12 protein-coding genes are annotated in these 14531 nt (G+C 60.6%); 2 read left to right on the forward strand and 10 right to left on the reverse strand.

Annotated elements, in window-relative coordinates; genetic code table 11:
* Nucleotides 1–95 precede the first annotated feature (95 nt).
* The 3 genes from EDF70_RS15840 to EDF70_RS15850 all read right to left on the reverse strand — a co-directional run bounded on the left by EDF70_RS15840 (nt 96) and on the right by EDF70_RS15850 (nt 5646).
* On the reverse strand, nt 96–3308 hold the full coding sequence (locus EDF70_RS15840; protein WP_132275282.1) for a multidrug efflux RND transporter permease subunit: 3213 nt from the start codon (nt 3306–3308) through the stop codon (nt 96–98).
* Between the two features lie 124 nt (nt 3309–3432).
* Nucleotides 3433–4611 carry an efflux RND transporter periplasmic adaptor subunit gene (locus EDF70_RS15845; RefSeq protein WP_132275285.1) on the reverse strand — a complete coding sequence of 393 codons (1179 nt, stop codon included), beginning with the start codon at nt 4609–4611 and terminating at the stop codon, nt 3433–3435.
* 246 nt (nt 4612–4857) lie between these two features.
* Entirely contained in the window at nt 4858–5646 is a 789-nt protein-coding gene (locus EDF70_RS15850) for an alpha/beta hydrolase (protein WP_132275287.1), read from the reverse strand.
* Nucleotides 5647–5801: 155 nt separating this feature from the next.
* Between EDF70_RS15850 and EDF70_RS15855 the strand changes: the two genes are divergently transcribed.
* Together EDF70_RS15855 and EDF70_RS15860 are read left to right on the forward strand one after the other, a co-directional pair.
* On the forward strand, nt 5802–6740 hold the full coding sequence (locus EDF70_RS15855; protein WP_132275290.1) for a LysR family transcriptional regulator: 939 nt from the start codon (nt 5802–5804) through the stop codon (nt 6738–6740).
* A gap of 36 nt (nt 6741–6776) precedes the next feature.
* The gene (locus tag EDF70_RS15860; protein ID WP_132275293.1) at nt 6777–7508 is read left to right on the forward strand and encodes a 4'-phosphopantetheinyl transferase superfamily protein; all 732 of its coding nucleotides are present in this window, start codon (nt 6777–6779) and stop codon (nt 7506–7508) included.
* Between the two features lie 56 nt (nt 7509–7564).
* Here the strand turns inward: EDF70_RS15860 and eutC are convergent, their stop codons facing one another.
* From eutC to EDF70_RS15895, 7 genes are read right to left on the reverse strand one after another with little or no spacing between them, the layout of a single operon-like run.
* Entirely contained in the window at nt 7565–8344 is a 780-nt protein-coding gene (eutC, locus tag EDF70_RS15865; RefSeq protein WP_245519191.1) for an ethanolamine ammonia-lyase subunit EutC, read from the reverse strand.
* A 1-nt stretch (nt 8345) separates the two neighbouring features.
* Nucleotides 8346–9737 carry an ethanolamine ammonia-lyase subunit EutB gene (locus EDF70_RS15870; RefSeq protein WP_132275296.1) on the reverse strand — a complete coding sequence of 464 codons (1392 nt, stop codon included), beginning with the start codon at nt 9735–9737 and terminating at the stop codon, nt 8346–8348.
* A gap of 7 nt (nt 9738–9744) precedes the next feature.
* Nucleotides 9745–10533 carry a histidinol-phosphatase gene (hisN, locus tag EDF70_RS15875; protein WP_132275299.1) on the reverse strand — a complete coding sequence of 263 codons (789 nt, stop codon included), beginning with the start codon at nt 10531–10533 and terminating at the stop codon, nt 9745–9747.
* Nucleotides 10533–11468, reverse strand: a complete 936-nt coding sequence (locus tag EDF70_RS15880) for a phosphotransferase (RefSeq protein ID WP_132275302.1) — start codon at nt 11466–11468, stop codon at nt 10533–10535. The genes hisN and EDF70_RS15880 overlap by 1 nt, the downstream gene beginning before the upstream one ends.
* A 35-nt stretch (nt 11469–11503) precedes the next feature.
* Complete coding sequence (locus EDF70_RS15885) at nt 11504–12469, reverse strand: phosphotransferase (protein WP_132275305.1); 966 nt, start codon at nt 12467–12469, stop codon at nt 11504–11506.
* On the reverse strand, nt 12466–13755 hold the full coding sequence (locus EDF70_RS15890; protein ID WP_132275308.1) for a Zn-dependent hydrolase: 1290 nt from the start codon (nt 13753–13755) through the stop codon (nt 12466–12468). Before EDF70_RS15890 ends, EDF70_RS15885 begins: the two co-directional genes overlap by 4 nt.
* On the reverse strand, nt 13748–14509 hold the full coding sequence (locus tag EDF70_RS15895; protein WP_132275311.1) for a DeoR/GlpR family DNA-binding transcription regulator: 762 nt from the start codon (nt 14507–14509) through the stop codon (nt 13748–13750). Before EDF70_RS15895 ends, EDF70_RS15890 begins: the two co-directional genes overlap by 8 nt.
* Nucleotides 14510–14531 lie beyond the last annotated feature (22 nt).

Consider the following 14531-nt stretch of genomic DNA (forward strand, 5'->3'; position numbering starts at 1 on the left):
GCGCGGGTCCCCGGGGAAGGACCCGCGCGGCAGATCGGGGCTGGCTTCACGTCATTGCGGCAGACAATGAGGTGACCCCGACCGGGAAGCAGCTGTTACTCCGCTGGAGAGAGAGCGGGAGCTGCCTCCGAAGCGTGATGATCCTGATGCGGCGGCTCGTCCTTGTGCTGGATGAGCGGCCGGTTTCCGGTCACTGCACGTGCCAGCATGTAGAAGACCGGGGTCATGAAGATGCCGAAGAAAGTCACCCCGATCATGCCGGAGAACACTGCGACACCCATGGCGGCGCGCATTTCCGCACCCGCACCGGTGGAGATGACCAGCGGCACGACACCCATGATGAAGGCCATGGAAGTCATCAGGATCGGGCGCAGACGCAGACGGCTGGCTTCGACCGCGGCCTGCCATGGCGTTCGTCCTTCGAACTCCAGCTCGCGGGCGAATTCCACGATCAGGATCGCGTTTTTCGCCGATAGCCCCACCAGCACCACCAACCCGATCTGGGTGAAGATGTTGTTGTCGCCACCCGTCAGCCACACGCCGGTGAGTGCTGCCAGCACGCCCATCGGCACGATCATGATGATGGCAAGCGGCAGTGTCAGGCTCTCATATTGTGCCGCCAGCACGAGGTAGACCAAAAGCAGCGCCAGCGGGAAAACGATGATGCTCGAATTGCCTGCAAGGATCTGCTGGTAGGTCAGGTCCGTCCATTCATAATCCACGCCCGAAGGCAGGGTTTCGGCAAGGATCTTTTCGATTGCCGCCTGCGCCTGGCCGGATGAGAAGCCCGGTGCCGGTGCGCCGTTGATATCGGCCGCCAGAAAACCGTTGTAACGCGTGGTGCGTTCCGGGCCTGCCGTCTCGTCCACCTTCAGCAGCGCCGAAAGCGGGATCATCTGACCCGATTGCGAACGAACCTTCAGGTTGCCGATATCATCTGCCTTGGCGCGGAATTTGGCATCGGCCTGAACGCGGACGCTGTAGGTGCGGCCGAATGCGTTGAAGTCGTTAACATAAAGCGAGCCGAGATAGATCTGCAGCGTTTCGAAAACATCGGTTACCGATACGCCCAGCTGTTCGGCCTTGGCACGGTCGAGATCGGCGTAAAGCTGCGGCACGTTGATCTGGAAGCTCGAAAAGATGCCGGTGAGTTCAGGCGCCTGGTATGCCTTGGCGATCACCGCCTTGGTGGCTTCGTCCAGCGTCTGGTAGCCGTAGCCGGCACGGTCCTCGATCTGCAGCTTGAAGCCGCCGGTGGTGCCGAGACCGTTGACCGGCGGCGGCGAGAAGATGGCGATGAACGCATCCTTGATGCCGGCATATTGCCCGTTCAAGGCCATGGCGATGCCGTCGCCGGACAGTTCCGGCGTCTTGCGGTTTTCAAAGTCGTCCAGCACGGCAAACACGACGCCGGCATTGGAGCCATTGGTGAAACCGTTGATGTTGAGGCCCGGGAACGCGATCGCGTGTTTCACGCCCGGCTGTTTCAAGGCGATGTCGCTCATCTGCTTGACGACGTCTTCGGTGCGGTCAAGCGTTGCGCCATCCGGCAGCTGGGCAAAACCGACGAGATACTGCTTGTCCTGGCTCGGTACGAAACCGCCCGGAACCGCATTGAACATGCTGTAGGTGAGACCGACCAAAGCCACATAGATGACCATGACGAGGCTCTTGCGCGACAGAAGCCCGCCGACGGTGCGGCCGTAGCCATTCGATGCCCTGCCGAACACCCGGTTGAAGCCACGGAAGAACCAGCCGAAGGCAAAGTCCATGCCGCGGGTCAGCCTGTCCTTCGGGGCGTGATGGCCCTTCAGAAGCAGGGCAGCCAGTGCCGGGGACAGGGTCAGCGAGTTGATCGCCGAGATAACCGTGGAGATGGCGATCGTCAGCGCGAACTGCCGGTAGAACTGTCCCGACAGGCCGGAGATGAAGGCAAGCGGCACGAACACGGCGACCAGAACCAACGCAATTGCGATGATCGGGCCGGAGACTTCCTTCATGGCGCGATAGGTCGCCTCACGAGGATTGTAACCGTTCTCGATATTTCTCTCGACGTTCTCCACCACCACGATCGCATCGTCCACGACGATACCGATCGCCAGCACGAGCCCGAACAGCGTCAGCGCGTTGATGGAGAAGCCGAACATGTACATGACGGCGAACGTACCGATGACCGACACCGGAACGGCGATCAGCGGAATGATCGAGGCGCGCCATGTCTGCAGGAAGATGATGACCACGAGAACGACCAGCGCCACGGCTTCAAGCAGCGTGTCGATGACCTTTTCGATCGAGGAACGCACGAATTCAGTCGTGTCGTAGACGATCTCGTATTTCACGCCGTCCGGCATCGCCTTTTGCAGCTCGTCCATGGTGGCGCGAACCGTGTTGGCAATCTCGATCGAGTTGGAGCCCGGCGCCTGAAGGACCGGGATGGCGACGGCCGGCTGGCCATCGAGCAGCGAGCGCAGCGTGTAGTCGGACGCGCCGAGTTCGATGCGGGCAACGTCACGCAGGCGGGTGATTTCGCCGTTCTCGCCGGTCTTGACGATGATGTTGCCGAATTCTTCCGGTGTCTGCAGGCGTCCCTGTGCATTGACGTTCAACTGAAGGTCGACGCCCGGCAGGCTTGGCGACGCACCGATGATGCCGGCGGCGGCCTGCACGTTCTGGCCGCGGACGGCATTGGTGATGTCGCTGGCGGCCAGCGAATGTTCGGCGGCCTTCTGCGGATCGATCCAGATGCGCATCGAATAATCGCCGGAGCCGAATACCTGTACCTGGCCGACACCCTGGATACGCGCGAGGCGGTCCTTGATGTTGAGCGTTGCATAGTTACGCAGGTAGGTCAGGTCATAACGGTCGGTGGCCGACACGAGGTTGACCACCATGATGAAGTCCGGCGAGGCCTTGATTGTGGTGATGCCGAGCGAGCGCACTTCCGTCGGAAGGCGTGGTTCGGCCTGCGACACACGGTTCTGCACCAGCTGCTGCGCCTTGTCCGGGTCGGTGCCCAGCTTGAAGGTGACGGTCAGTGTCAGCACGCCGTCGGATGTCGCCTGGCTGGACATGTAGAGCATGTCTTCGACGCCGTTAATCTGTTCTTCGAGCGGTGTTGCCACCGTCTCCGCGATCACAGTCGGGTTGGCACCGGGATAGGTTGCGCGCACCACCACGGATGGCGGCACGACTTCGGGATATTCGGAAATCGGCAGCGCGCGCATGCCAAGCAGGCCGGCCACCACGATCAGCACCGACAGCACGCCGGCAAACACCGGTCGGTCGATGAAAAATCTGGAAATGTTCATGACGGAACCCTCTCTCCAGGGGTAAAGCGAGGCATAGAGGTCTCCATCCCGCAGTCAGGTGACAGCGGGCGACCAAAGCCTCGAGGGTGAAAATCCGACCGGACTGCCGCCGGTCGGAATGGTGTTATTTCGATGCCACTTTCGCTTCGTCCTCAGGTGCCACGACGGCACCGGGGCGAATGCGCTGCAGGCCGCTGGTGACAATGCGATCACCGGGCTTCAAGCCATCTTCGACGATACGCATGCCATCCACGGCTGAGCCGAGCTGGACAGGGCGATAGGCGACGGTATTGGCCTGATCGACCACGAAGACGAACTTCTTGTCCTGATCGGTACCGATGGCCTTTTCGCTGATCAGCAGACGATCCTCGGCCTTGGGCTGGCCCATGCGAACACGCACGAACTGACCGGCGATGAGGCGACCGTCACCATTGCCGAACTCGGCGCGCACACGGATCGTGCCACTTGCCGTATTCACCTGGTTGTCGATCAGCTGCAGCTTGCCGCGGATCGGCTCGGCATTGGTGGCAAGTGTCGTCACCTCCACCGGAACCTTGTCGAGTGCCGGAAGACCGTTTTCGACCGGCACTTCCGACAGGATACGGGCGATCAGTTCCTCGCCGGCGTCAAAGCTGGCATAGATCGGATCGATCGACACGATCGTCGTCAGCGGTGTCGAGGCGGAACCCTGTGCAACGAGGTTGCCGACGGTCACCTCGATCCGGCCGGCACGGCCGGAAATCGGCGCGCGGATCTGGGTATAGTCGAGATTGAGCTGGGCGACCTTCAGCGCTGCCTTGGCTGACTGAAGGCTTGCCAGCGTATCCTGCTGGGTGCTCTGGCGTTGGGCATAATCACTCTGCGAAATGGTGTTTTTCGCCGAAAGCGTCCGGCCGCGTTCCAGTTCGGTATTGGCCAGTTCCAGCTTGGCCTCTGCGGAAGCGACAAGGCCCTGTGCCTCGGATACGGCAGCCTCGTAAGGTGCAGGATCGATGCTGAACAGCAGGTCGCCCGCCTTTACCAGGCCACCTTCACGAAAATGCACCGACTGGATGGCGCCGGCGACGCGCGGACGCAGCTGCACCCGGTCGACGGCTTCCAGGCGGCCGGAAAATTCCTGCCATGTGGTGACGCTGCGTGGCTCGACGGCGGCAACCTTGACCGGCACGGCGGGTGCGGCTGATGTCGCAGGGGCCGCGATCGCACCTTTCGGCATGTCGAGGTAGAAGGATGCGCCTGCAATGAGCGCAGCCACGCTCAGTCCGGAACCCCACAGGGCCCAGTTCTTGATCTTCGATGTCATTTTTCTCTCCTGGCGGACGCGAGCCGCCTTTTTGTTCAATTCAAAATCGCGATGAGACCCCGAACCGGCAAAGACCAAGCGTCGGCGGCATGACGTGCCTCCGTGATTTCGTTGTCTTCGATGCCGGGATAGACCTGATGAAAGATCAGGGCCTCATGTTAAAATTCAAAATTCCGCACTGTTCATATGGGTCTCCTTCGACCTTGGAATTTTCACTGCCTGTATGGAATGGGTGCCGAAACTGCGTCAGTGCAGCGTTTCGACAAACCCGGTAAACTCTGAGCAAAGAGAAGGAAGCCATTTGCCGGTTCCCTCCTTGTAGACACTTGTCCAGCCGCAATCGGCCGAAAAGACATGCTGGCGCACCGTGACGCCGCTGGCTTTCAGACGATCGGAATAAGCGATCACCTCGTCACGCAGCGGATCGTCCTCGGATGTGACGATCAACGCCGGCGCCAGATTGTTGAGGCGCGAACACAGACAGGGTGCAGCGTAAGGGTGCTGGAAGAAGGAACCGATATAATGGCTCCATCCATCTGACCATTGTTCGCGCATGCCAACCTTGTCGGCCTCGCGAAACGACGCCGACGTCATCTTCGGATCGATCATCGGCGAGAACAGCATCTGGCCTTTCAATTCGCCGGGCAAAAGATCACGTGCCTTCAGCGCCACGCCGGCCGCCACGTTGCCACCGGCTTCGTCGCCGGCCACGAAAAGTGGTGACTTGGCGCTACCGAACTGTTTGCGCTTGCCCGAAAGGCAGGCCAGCGCCTGAAAGGCGCAGTCCATCGCCTTCGGAAACATGTTCTGCGAGGCAATCGCATAGTCTGCCTCCAGCACCACGGCACCGGTTTCCGCCAGCGCCTTGGCAATCGGTCGCTCGGCTTCGCCACGGTCGCGATCCAGAAAGGCGCGGCCGCGCAGGTAAAGCACGATCGGCGCAGCCTTGCCGGCGCGGGTCCCGTCATAAAGGCGCATGGGTACAGGCGGCGTCACCGACCTGTCGAAAACGATGTTTTCCCATTGCGCAGTCATGATTGCCTCGAGCCGCAAAACCAGGAATGCGGATTGGGTTGCCGAAAATTCTGTGTCTGATATTATTATCCCATTCAAACCGCACAAGCATGCGTTTTGCGGCATCACTATTCCGATTTCATGGATAATGCTGCGACGCACTCGGAGGAATGCTCATGGATCAGCTATCGGCAATGCGCGTTTTCGTCCGGGTCGTCGAAACCGGCAATTTTACCAGAGCCGCCACCGCACTCGACATGCCGAAAACGACGGTGACCAATATGGTCCAGTCGCTGGAGGCGCATCTGCGCACCACGCTTCTCAATCGTACCACCCGGCGCGTCATGGTGACAACTGACGGCGCACTCTATTACGAACGTGCCATCCAGATCCTGTCTGAAATCGACGAACTCGACGGCTCGATGTCGAATTCGCAGGCTCAGCCTTCCGGTCGGTTGCGCGTCGAAATGGCCGGAGCCTTCGCGGATCTGATCGTCATTCCCAACCTGTGCGATTTCTACAAACGTTATCCGCAGATCCAGCTGGATATCGGTGTCGGAGACCGGCTTGTCGATTATATCGCAGAAAACGTCGACTGCGCATTGCGCGGCGGCACGCCGACCGACCAGTCGCTGATCGCCCGCAAGGTCGGCGAGCTCAAGCTGCGCACCTTCGCCGCGCCCTTCTATCTTGAAAATTTCGGCGAGCCGACGCATCCGCACGAGTTGGAAGCCAAGCATTTTTCCGTGGGGTATCTCAATGCGACGCTCGGCCGGGTGATGAGCATGGAATTCTGCCGTGGCGACGAGACCATCGAGATCAATCCGCGTTATATCATTTCGGTCAACGATGCCCGATCCTATCTCAACGCGATAATTTCCGGGATCGGCGTCGGCCAGTCGCTTGGCTTTATGGTGAATGATGCTGTCGAGCGTGGCGAACTGGTCGAGATCATGACCGACTGGGATTGCGAGACCCTGCCGCTCTACATCGTCTATCCGCAGACACGCCACCTCAGCAACAAGGTGCGGGTGTTCGTCGATTGGCTGGCCAAGCTGGTACAGGGTCTGAAGGATGGCGATCAGGCACTGCCGCCGATGCGAAAGGCCGGCTAAAGCGGTTCGGGTACATTTGGCGAAGTGAGTAGATGCATGACATACGCTGTCGAAAAAACAGGCCTCGATGTCCCGCGCGATTGGGTCATTGCCGCGACGGTCAGTGCCGCGCGTGCCGCCTTTTCCGGCCTCCAAGCACTGAGCGATGTGGAAATTGCTCAAGGTGCCCGGTTCCTGCGATCCGAGGATGGTGAGCGTTACCGCGCGGCGCATCTTCTGAAGCGTCATCTGCTTGGGGCGACAACCGGAGAACGGCCGCAAGAATTGCAGTTCGATCGCGAGGTTAACGGCAAGCCGGTGCTGCGAGGCATCACGCCGCTTGATTTCAACCTGTCGCATAGTGATGACTGGGTGATTGCCGGTGTCTCGTTGACCGGCCGTATCGGTGTCGATGTCGAAGCAGAACGGCCCGAACCTTTCTGGCGAGAGATTGCCGGATCATTCCTGACGCCGGCCGAGCTGGTCGCTGCGCGCGACAGTGATTTTCTGAAATTCTGGACGGCGAAGGAAGCTGGGTTGAAGGCGCATGGCGCAGGTTTTGCCATCATGCCGAATGGCGTCACCGTTGCCGAAGACGGAGATGGCTTTGCGATGCAGGTGGAGAGCATGGTCTTGCGCTGCTCGTGGCAGGGGTTGGACGAGACGCATATGCTGGCTGTGGCAACGACAGGCGACATGCCGGAAATCGCCATCTGCCGGAATGCCGCAGAACTGACGGCGGCATTGGAGCGTATCAGCGTTCCCGTTTCGGCAGCGGCTTCAGGCTGACAAACCTCCTGCAGGCAGGAAAGGCCTGTCGGGCGTCAATGCCCGGCCATGCCGCCTCACGCCAGCTTGGCCACGGCATCTTTCAAGCCGACGCCGCTGACGCGGGTTCTGATGGCGGATTCGACCAGATCGGTGATCGCCTGCGCCGCAATCTCGCAGGACAGGCCGCCATCGCGGATGTTGGAGATGCAATTGCGCTTTGAATCCGGCGTGCCGATCAGCGGGTCATAGGTGATATAGGCGCCAAGACTGTCGGCGGCGGAGAGACCGGGGCGCTCGCCAATCAGCACGATCGTCAATCTTGCACCAAGCGCCTCGCCGATCGGATCGCCAAGCGCCACCCGTCCCTGTTCCGCAAGAACGATCGGCGCAAGAGCAAGGCCCAGCGCGCGAAGGCGGGCCGCCAGAGGCTCGATCAGCGCTACCGCATTCGTCTCGACGGCGCTGGAAGACAGGCCGTCCGCCACCACAATGGCGATGTCCGCGGTCGTTTCGCCGCGCAGTGTTTCAAGGCTGTTGCGCGAAGCCTCCGACAACTGGCGTCCAAGATCGGGCCTGCGCACATAGATGCTGCGATCGGTGGCGCAGCTTTCCACCGAAACGGAGGGCAGGCCGAGTTCCTGCAGCCGCTGCGCAAGATTTTCGCGATCGACCAGCGACCACACGGCTTCGCGGGCGCGGGCATGATCGAGCAGAAAGGACTGCGTGGCGCGGGTCGGCAGGCCGGCACCGAAGCGGCCGAGCGCCACGCGGGCATCGGTCATCTCCTTCAGATCGATCGGTGGTGCGATTTCCACCTCATCGGCCGGCGTCATGATGGCAGCGGTCTTGGACATGTCAGGCTCCGATGAGATTGGAATTCTGCAGATAGCCGGTCAGGGCCGGTGGTGCGCCCACCAGCGTGCCATGGGCATTGGTGAGGCCGACATTCATCAGCCATTGTTCGAATTCCGGTGCCGGCGGACGGCTCAGCGTTTCGCGACAATACACGGCGTCATGGTGCGACAGCGATTGATAGTTCAGCATGATGTCGTCGGCGCCAGGAACGGTGATGACGAAATTGACATTGGCGGCGCAGAGAAGCGTCAGCAGCGCGTCCATGTCTTCCTGATCGGCATCGGCATGGTTGGTGTAGCAGACGTCGACGCCCATAGGCAGGCCGAGAAGCTTGCCGCAGAAATGGTCTTCCAGTCCGGCGCGGATGATCTGCTTGCCGTTGAAGAGATATTCAGGGCCGATGAACCCGACCACGGTGTTGACCAGCAGCGGTGAGAATTCGCGGGCAACGGCATAGGCGCGCACTTCCATCGTCTGCTGGTCGACACCGAAATGTGCATCGGCGGAAAGCGCCGCACCCTGACCGGTTTCGAAATACATCACATTGGCGCCGGGCATGCCGCGCTTCAGTGAGCGGCCCGCATCATAGGCTTCGCGCAGCAGCGCGAGATCGACACCAAAACCGGAATTGGCCTTTTGCGATCCCGCCACCGATTGAAAGACGAGATCGACCGGCGCGCCCGCCTCGATCGCCTTGATTGCCGTCGTTACGTGGCCGAGGCAGCAGGTCTGGGTGGGAATGGCCAACCGCTCGCGCAACTCATCGAGAAGCGAGACGATGCGGATATAATCCTCGGTGCTGTCGGTTGCCGGGTTCACCCCGATCACCGCGTCACCCGATCCCATCAGCAAGCCGTCGATGGCGGAGGCTGCGATGCCGCGGCTGTCGTCGGTCGGGTGGTTGGGCTGGTTGCGGGTGGAAAGACGTCCGGTAATGCCGATCGTGTTGCGGAAGCGGGTGACCACTTCGCGCTTGGCGGCAACCGAAATCAGGTCCTGCAGCCGCATGATTTTTGATACAGCCGCCACCATTTCCGGCGTGAGACCATATGTGACCGCCTCCAACTGACGCTGACCGGTTTCGGGCCTGAGCAGCCATTCGCGAAAATCGCCCACCGTCATCGAGGAAATGGGGGCAAAAGCGCGGGCATCGTGCTGGTCGGCGATCAGTTGAGAAACCTCGTCGGTTTCGCAGGGGATCAGCTCTTCCGACAGAAACGTTTTCAGCGGCAGGTCGGCCAGCGCCATCTGCGCCGCCAGCCGTTCCACCGGCCCATCGGCGGCGATGCCGGCCAGCTGATCGCCCGATTTTTCCGGCGTCGCCTTGGCCATCAGCTGCTTGAGGTCATCAAAGCGGAAGACGGTATTTTCGATCGTGGTGCGATAGGACATGAGCTGCTTACTGGTTCAGGAATGCCAAGGCTTCGTCATGAAGCTTGGGTGTGGCGCTGGCCAGCACCCGGCCTTCCGAGTGGATCGAAAGCGGTTTTCCCTCCCAATCGGTAATGCAGCCTCCTGAACCCTGCACCACCGGCACCAATGCCATGTAATCGTACGGCTGCAGCCCGGTTTCAAGCACCAAGTCGCAATGACCGGATGCCAGCAGGCCATAAATATAACAATCGCCACCGAAACGTCGCAGTTTTGCCCCCCGCGACAGTGTTTCGAATTTTTGTGCCTCGTCGTCTGCAAACATGTCGGGTGAGGTCGTGTAGAAACGCGCCTCTGGAATGCTCTGGCATTCGCTGGTGCGCGCCGGCTTGCCCGCAAACACGGTTCCATCAGGTCCGCCCTGCCAGCGCTCGCCGGTGGCCGGCATGTCGATCATGCCGCAGAACGGCTTTTCCTCGAATGTCAGCGAGATCAGCGTGCCGAACAGCGGAAAGCCGGTGATGAAACTTTTCGTGCCGTCGATCGGATCGAGCACCCAGGTAAATGCATTGCCGGGCTTGATGCCCATTTCCTCGCCATAGATACCGTGTTCGGGAAAGCGTGCCTCAATCATATCCCGCAGATGTTTTTCGATCGTGCGATCGGCGATCGTCACCGGGCTTTCGTCGAGTTTCGAAATGATGTCGAGCGGCGTGCGAAAATAGGAAAGCGCCAACGGTCTTGCCGCATCGGCAAGCTCGGCTGCGAAGGCCAGATAGGTTTTCGCATCAGTCGCGGTGAGGTCTGACAGAGGCATTACAGGGCTTTCAAAAAGAGCGGCCAGCGCGGATCGTGAATGATCGAGCGTGCCCGCATGTGTTTCCAGATGCCGTATTTGTAGAAATCGAAATCGAGCGTGGAGATGCGGTTCTGCACCATCGCCCAGGTGCTCCACTTGATATCGGCCAGCGCCTTGTGGACGATGAAGCGGGCATGCTGGCCCTTGTCGTAGCGGCCGAAATATTCCTCGATGATCTCACAGTCGATATCCTCGCTGAAGAACATCTCGCCGCTCCAGATCGCGAGATCGTACAGCCGCTCGTTGTTGGAGGCATATTCGAAATCGATCAGCTTGATCGACTTGTCGTTGCCGACGAGAAAATTGCCGGGCATCGGGTCGTTGAAACAGGGCACGAGATCGAGGCCGGCGGCTTCCAGCGCTGCGCGGGCCTGTTTGTAGGAGCGGTAGAGCCAGTCATGATCGAGCGGCCAGTGTCCGCCGAGTTCGCGCACCTGCGCGTAATGCTCCTCGATCATGTCGAACACGGTTTTCGTCAGCGGCAGAGCAGGGGCCTCGTGAAACCGGCGATAGACCCGCACGGCCTCGGCGCGGATATGCGGGTCGGCAAAATCGCGATGGGTGGAGGGGCGCCGGCCATCGATGAATTCGGCGATCTCGATATCCATGTGGTCGAGATAATCGAAGGTTTTCGGCCCGACTCCGATCGTTTCCGCCTGTTTGCTGGCGGCGGCCGCTGCCTTGCGGTCGATGAACATTTCCGTGCCGCGGCCGGGGATTTTCAGGAAATAGCCGAGCGCGTCGCCCTCGACCTCGATGCGAAAATTGGTGTTGCTGATGCCGCCGGTGACAGGGCGATATCTCAGACGGCGTCCCTTCCAGGCTTGCACCTGAACGATGGCCGTCTCGACCGCCCGTTCGGCGTCGGACTTTGCCATTCCCAGTTCGTTCATGTCGTCGTTCCCATTTTTTGTTTTTGTGGGTCGTTTCAGAGATTGCGCAGCCGCCCTTCGAAATCGGGATGGCCGAGTGCCATGCGGCAGCGCAGGAAACGCCAGCCGGCATATTTCAGGAATTCTATGCCGCGCGGCGGCGAACGCATTTCGAGGATCAGGCTGCGCAAGGCCCAGTAGAAATCGTCGGCTGCGGCATAGATGCGGCAGCGGTTGAAGGCCTTTTCGCTGAAGGCACCGTCGTGGATTTCCAGAAGCGGCTTCATGGCGGTCTCGAACTGGTAGAGTTCGTTCATCTGCACGCCGAGCTGATAATAGGGGTCCATATCGCCGGCCATGTCGAAATCGACCAGTTGAAGCGCGCCGTCCGGTCCCAGCATGATATTGGAGGAATGCGGATCGCCATGCGCCGGGCGAATATCGACGCCTGCCGCCTGGATCGCCTCACGCATCGGCTTCATCCATGAGAGCATCCAGTCCGCATCGCCGGGCAGCGGGACCGGGCCGGTGGAAACGATGTGCCAGAGCAGGTCGATACCATCGAAGACGGACCAGCGCCGTCCGAACAGCTCACCGCCGGCAATGGTCTTCTGCATTTCGACAAGTTGCGCCGCTCGGTCGGGATGCATCAGGTCGTCTATCTTGGCCGAGCGCCAGTTTTCATCGAGACGGGCAAACAGGATGCTTTGCGTCTCATTGTCGTAATCGACGGGCTCGGGCGAAAAACCCAGCTGGTGAAGGCGATCCGCCGCCGCAAAGGCAATGTCGTCATCCACGAGTTCCTTCACCTCGTCTATCCCGAAGCGCAGGAAATAGGCGGGCGCCGCGCCATCCACGGCAACCTCGAAGGAGCAGGATTCCACCGCCTGGTAGGATGGAGAGGCAACGGCCGGCATGGCCGGCCGGTAGGTGACGCTGCCGTTTTCGAGGACGGAAAAGGCGCGCAGCGCCTGTTCCGCCCGGATTTCGAAAACATTGCTGGGAGTGCCCGGTGTCTTCATTCAGCCGCCTCTTTTATCTGCGCGACATTCACGCCCTCGCAGGCCATCCTGTAGAGCATGTCGGCAACGATCTGGGTTCCGAGGGCATGGTCCTCGGGACTGGTGAATTCGGTGGGGTGATGGATGACGCCGTCCCGGCTGTGCACGGCCAGCACGACAGACGGGCAGACGTCGTTGACGGCAACCGCATCATGGCCGCCGATCGTATCGAGATGTCGGGCGCTCTCGCCATGGCTCGCCGCTGCCTCTTCGGCCATGGCGATCAGATCGGCGGAAAAGCGGCCGGCCCGACGGCGGTCGATGGATCGCACTTCGTAGGAGACTTCTGCTTTCGCGGCAGCTTCCTCGATTTTGACCTTCATCTTGCGTTCGGCCTCGGCCAACACCTCCGGCGAGCCTGAACGCAATTCGATGAAAAGAACGGCTTCGGAAGGGACGGTGTTGGGTGAGTTCGGAAATACTTCCAGACGACCGACGGACGTATGCAGGTCCAGCCCATGTTCGCCGGCCATCTGCTTCAGGTCGGCGATCAGATAGGCAGCGCCCAGAACCGCATCCTTGCGCTGCGCCATCGGGGTGGCGCCGGTATGGGCCTGCCGCCCGAGGAAGGCGAGGCGGTATTTGGTGGCGCCCCAGTGGCGGGTAAAGATGCCGAACCGTTCGCCGACGCTGGAAAGCGTGCTGTCGCCCTCGATATGCAATTCGATCAAGGCATCGGGGATTTCCACCTTGTCCGTGCCGGCATAACCGATCGCTTCGAGCGACTGCCGCACGGTGATGCCATCGCCATCGGCGCGGTCAAGCGCCCAGTCCAGTTTCGCCGCACCGGTGAAGACGCTGCTGCCGAGCAGGCTCGGCTGGAAACGCGCGCCTTCCTCGTTGGTCCAGTTGACCACCTGGAAATTGCAGGCGGAAAGCCGGCCCTCCGCCTTCAAGCGTTCGGTCACGGCAAGGATCGCCTCGCAGGCGGAAATCACGCCAAGCGCGCCATCGAAGCGGCCGCCATTCGGCTGGCTGTCGATATGGGAGCCGACCATCACCACCGGCGCGTTGGCGCCGGCCAGCGTCATCTTGCCGAACTGGTTGCCGATCGCATCGACCTGCTGCACGAAACCGTTCTGCGCAAACCATTGGCCCAGCCAGTCGCGGGCCTCGCCATCGACCTTGGAGAGTGTCAGGCGGGTCATCGAACCGTCCGGCCCGCCGCCGAAGGTGGAGACGGTCTCCATCATCGTCTGCAGACGGTCGGTATTGATCGGGGCATTGGGGGATAAGGCGTCAGGCATGGATGACTTCCACATTCGATTGAGAAAACTGGTCTGAGAATTCGCGGCCGATGACGCCGCTGGTGATCACGGCATCGATCTCGTTGAGACCGAGCGTGTGAATGGAGCCGAGACGGCCGAATTTCGAACTGTCGGCGACGATCACCGACTTTTTGGCCTGCGTGCGGGCGATGCGGCGCAGCACCGCTTCGTCCTCGCCGAAATCCATGAAACCGCGCTCGATATGGATGGCGCTGATGGCGATGATGGCGAGGTCGAAAAAATGCTCCTTCAGCGCCGCAACCGTTTCATGGCCGTAGGTGGCCTGATAATCGGAGCGCATGCGGCCGCCGAGAACCCGCACGCTGGTTTCCGGCGCCGTGAAGAAATGCGATGCAACGGCAATCGAATTGCTGACGACGGTGAGGTCCTTGCGGTTTTCCAGATGCCTCAGGCAGGCAATCGTGGTCGTGCCGGTGTCGATGAAGATCTTCATCCCATCCTTGACCAGCGATGCCGCGGCCTCGCCGATGCGAGCCTTTTCCCTGGCGCCTACCCTCAAACGTTCGGCGAATGGCTGGTCGCTCTCGTGCTGATCGACCACGGCGCCACCATAGACACGCCGTGCATAACCGCGCGTCTCCAGTTCCTTCAGGTCGCGCCGGATCGATTCCTGGCTGACCTGCAACTGGTCCGCCAGTTCCTTCACATTGACCCGCTGCTGCTGCTTCAGCATGTCGAGGATCAGCTTGAGGCGGTGTTCGGTAAAACTCATCGGTGTTTCCTGCTTTTTTATA

The organism is Neorhizobium sp. JUb45, from assembly GCF_004343585.1.
In the GTDB taxonomy this organism is placed as follows: domain Bacteria; phylum Pseudomonadota; class Alphaproteobacteria; order Rhizobiales; family Rhizobiaceae; genus Neorhizobium.

Excerpts from the sequence above, each read along its gene's own strand:
- EDF70_RS15840 (WP_132275282.1), bottom strand. The coding sequence starts at position 3,308 with ATGAACATTTCCAGATTTTTCATCGACCGACCGGTGTTTGCCGGCGTG.
- EDF70_RS15845 (WP_132275285.1), bottom strand. The coding sequence starts at position 4,611 with ATGACATCGAAGATCAAGAACTGGGCCCTGTGGGGTTCCGGACTGAGC.
- EDF70_RS15850 (WP_132275287.1), bottom strand. The coding sequence starts at position 5,646 with ATGACTGCGCAATGGGAAAACATCGTTTTCGACAGGTCGGTGACGCCG.
- EDF70_RS15855 (WP_132275290.1), top strand. The coding sequence starts at position 5,802 with ATGGATCAGCTATCGGCAATGCGCGTTTTCGTCCGGGTCGTCGAAACC.
- EDF70_RS15860 (WP_132275293.1), top strand. The coding sequence starts at position 6,777 with ATGACATACGCTGTCGAAAAAACAGGCCTCGATGTCCCGCGCGATTGG.
- eutC (WP_245519191.1), bottom strand. The coding sequence starts at position 8,344 with ATGTCCAAGACCGCTGCCATCATGACGCCGGCCGATGAGGTGGAAATC.
- EDF70_RS15870 (WP_132275296.1), bottom strand. The coding sequence starts at position 9,737 with ATGTCCTATCGCACCACGATCGAAAATACCGTCTTCCGCTTTGATGAC.
- hisN (WP_132275299.1), bottom strand. The coding sequence starts at position 10,533 with ATGCCTCTGTCAGACCTCACCGCGACTGATGCGAAAACCTATCTGGCC.
- EDF70_RS15880 (WP_132275302.1), bottom strand. The coding sequence starts at position 11,468 with ATGAACGAACTGGGAATGGCAAAGTCCGACGCCGAACGGGCGGTCGAG.
- EDF70_RS15885 (WP_132275305.1), bottom strand. The coding sequence starts at position 12,469 with ATGAAGACACCGGGCACTCCCAGCAATGTTTTCGAAATCCGGGCGGAA.
- EDF70_RS15890 (WP_132275308.1), bottom strand. The coding sequence starts at position 13,755 with ATGCCTGACGCCTTATCCCCCAATGCCCCGATCAATACCGACCGTCTG.
- EDF70_RS15895 (WP_132275311.1), bottom strand. The coding sequence starts at position 14,509 with ATGAGTTTTACCGAACACCGCCTCAAGCTGATCCTCGACATGCTGAAG.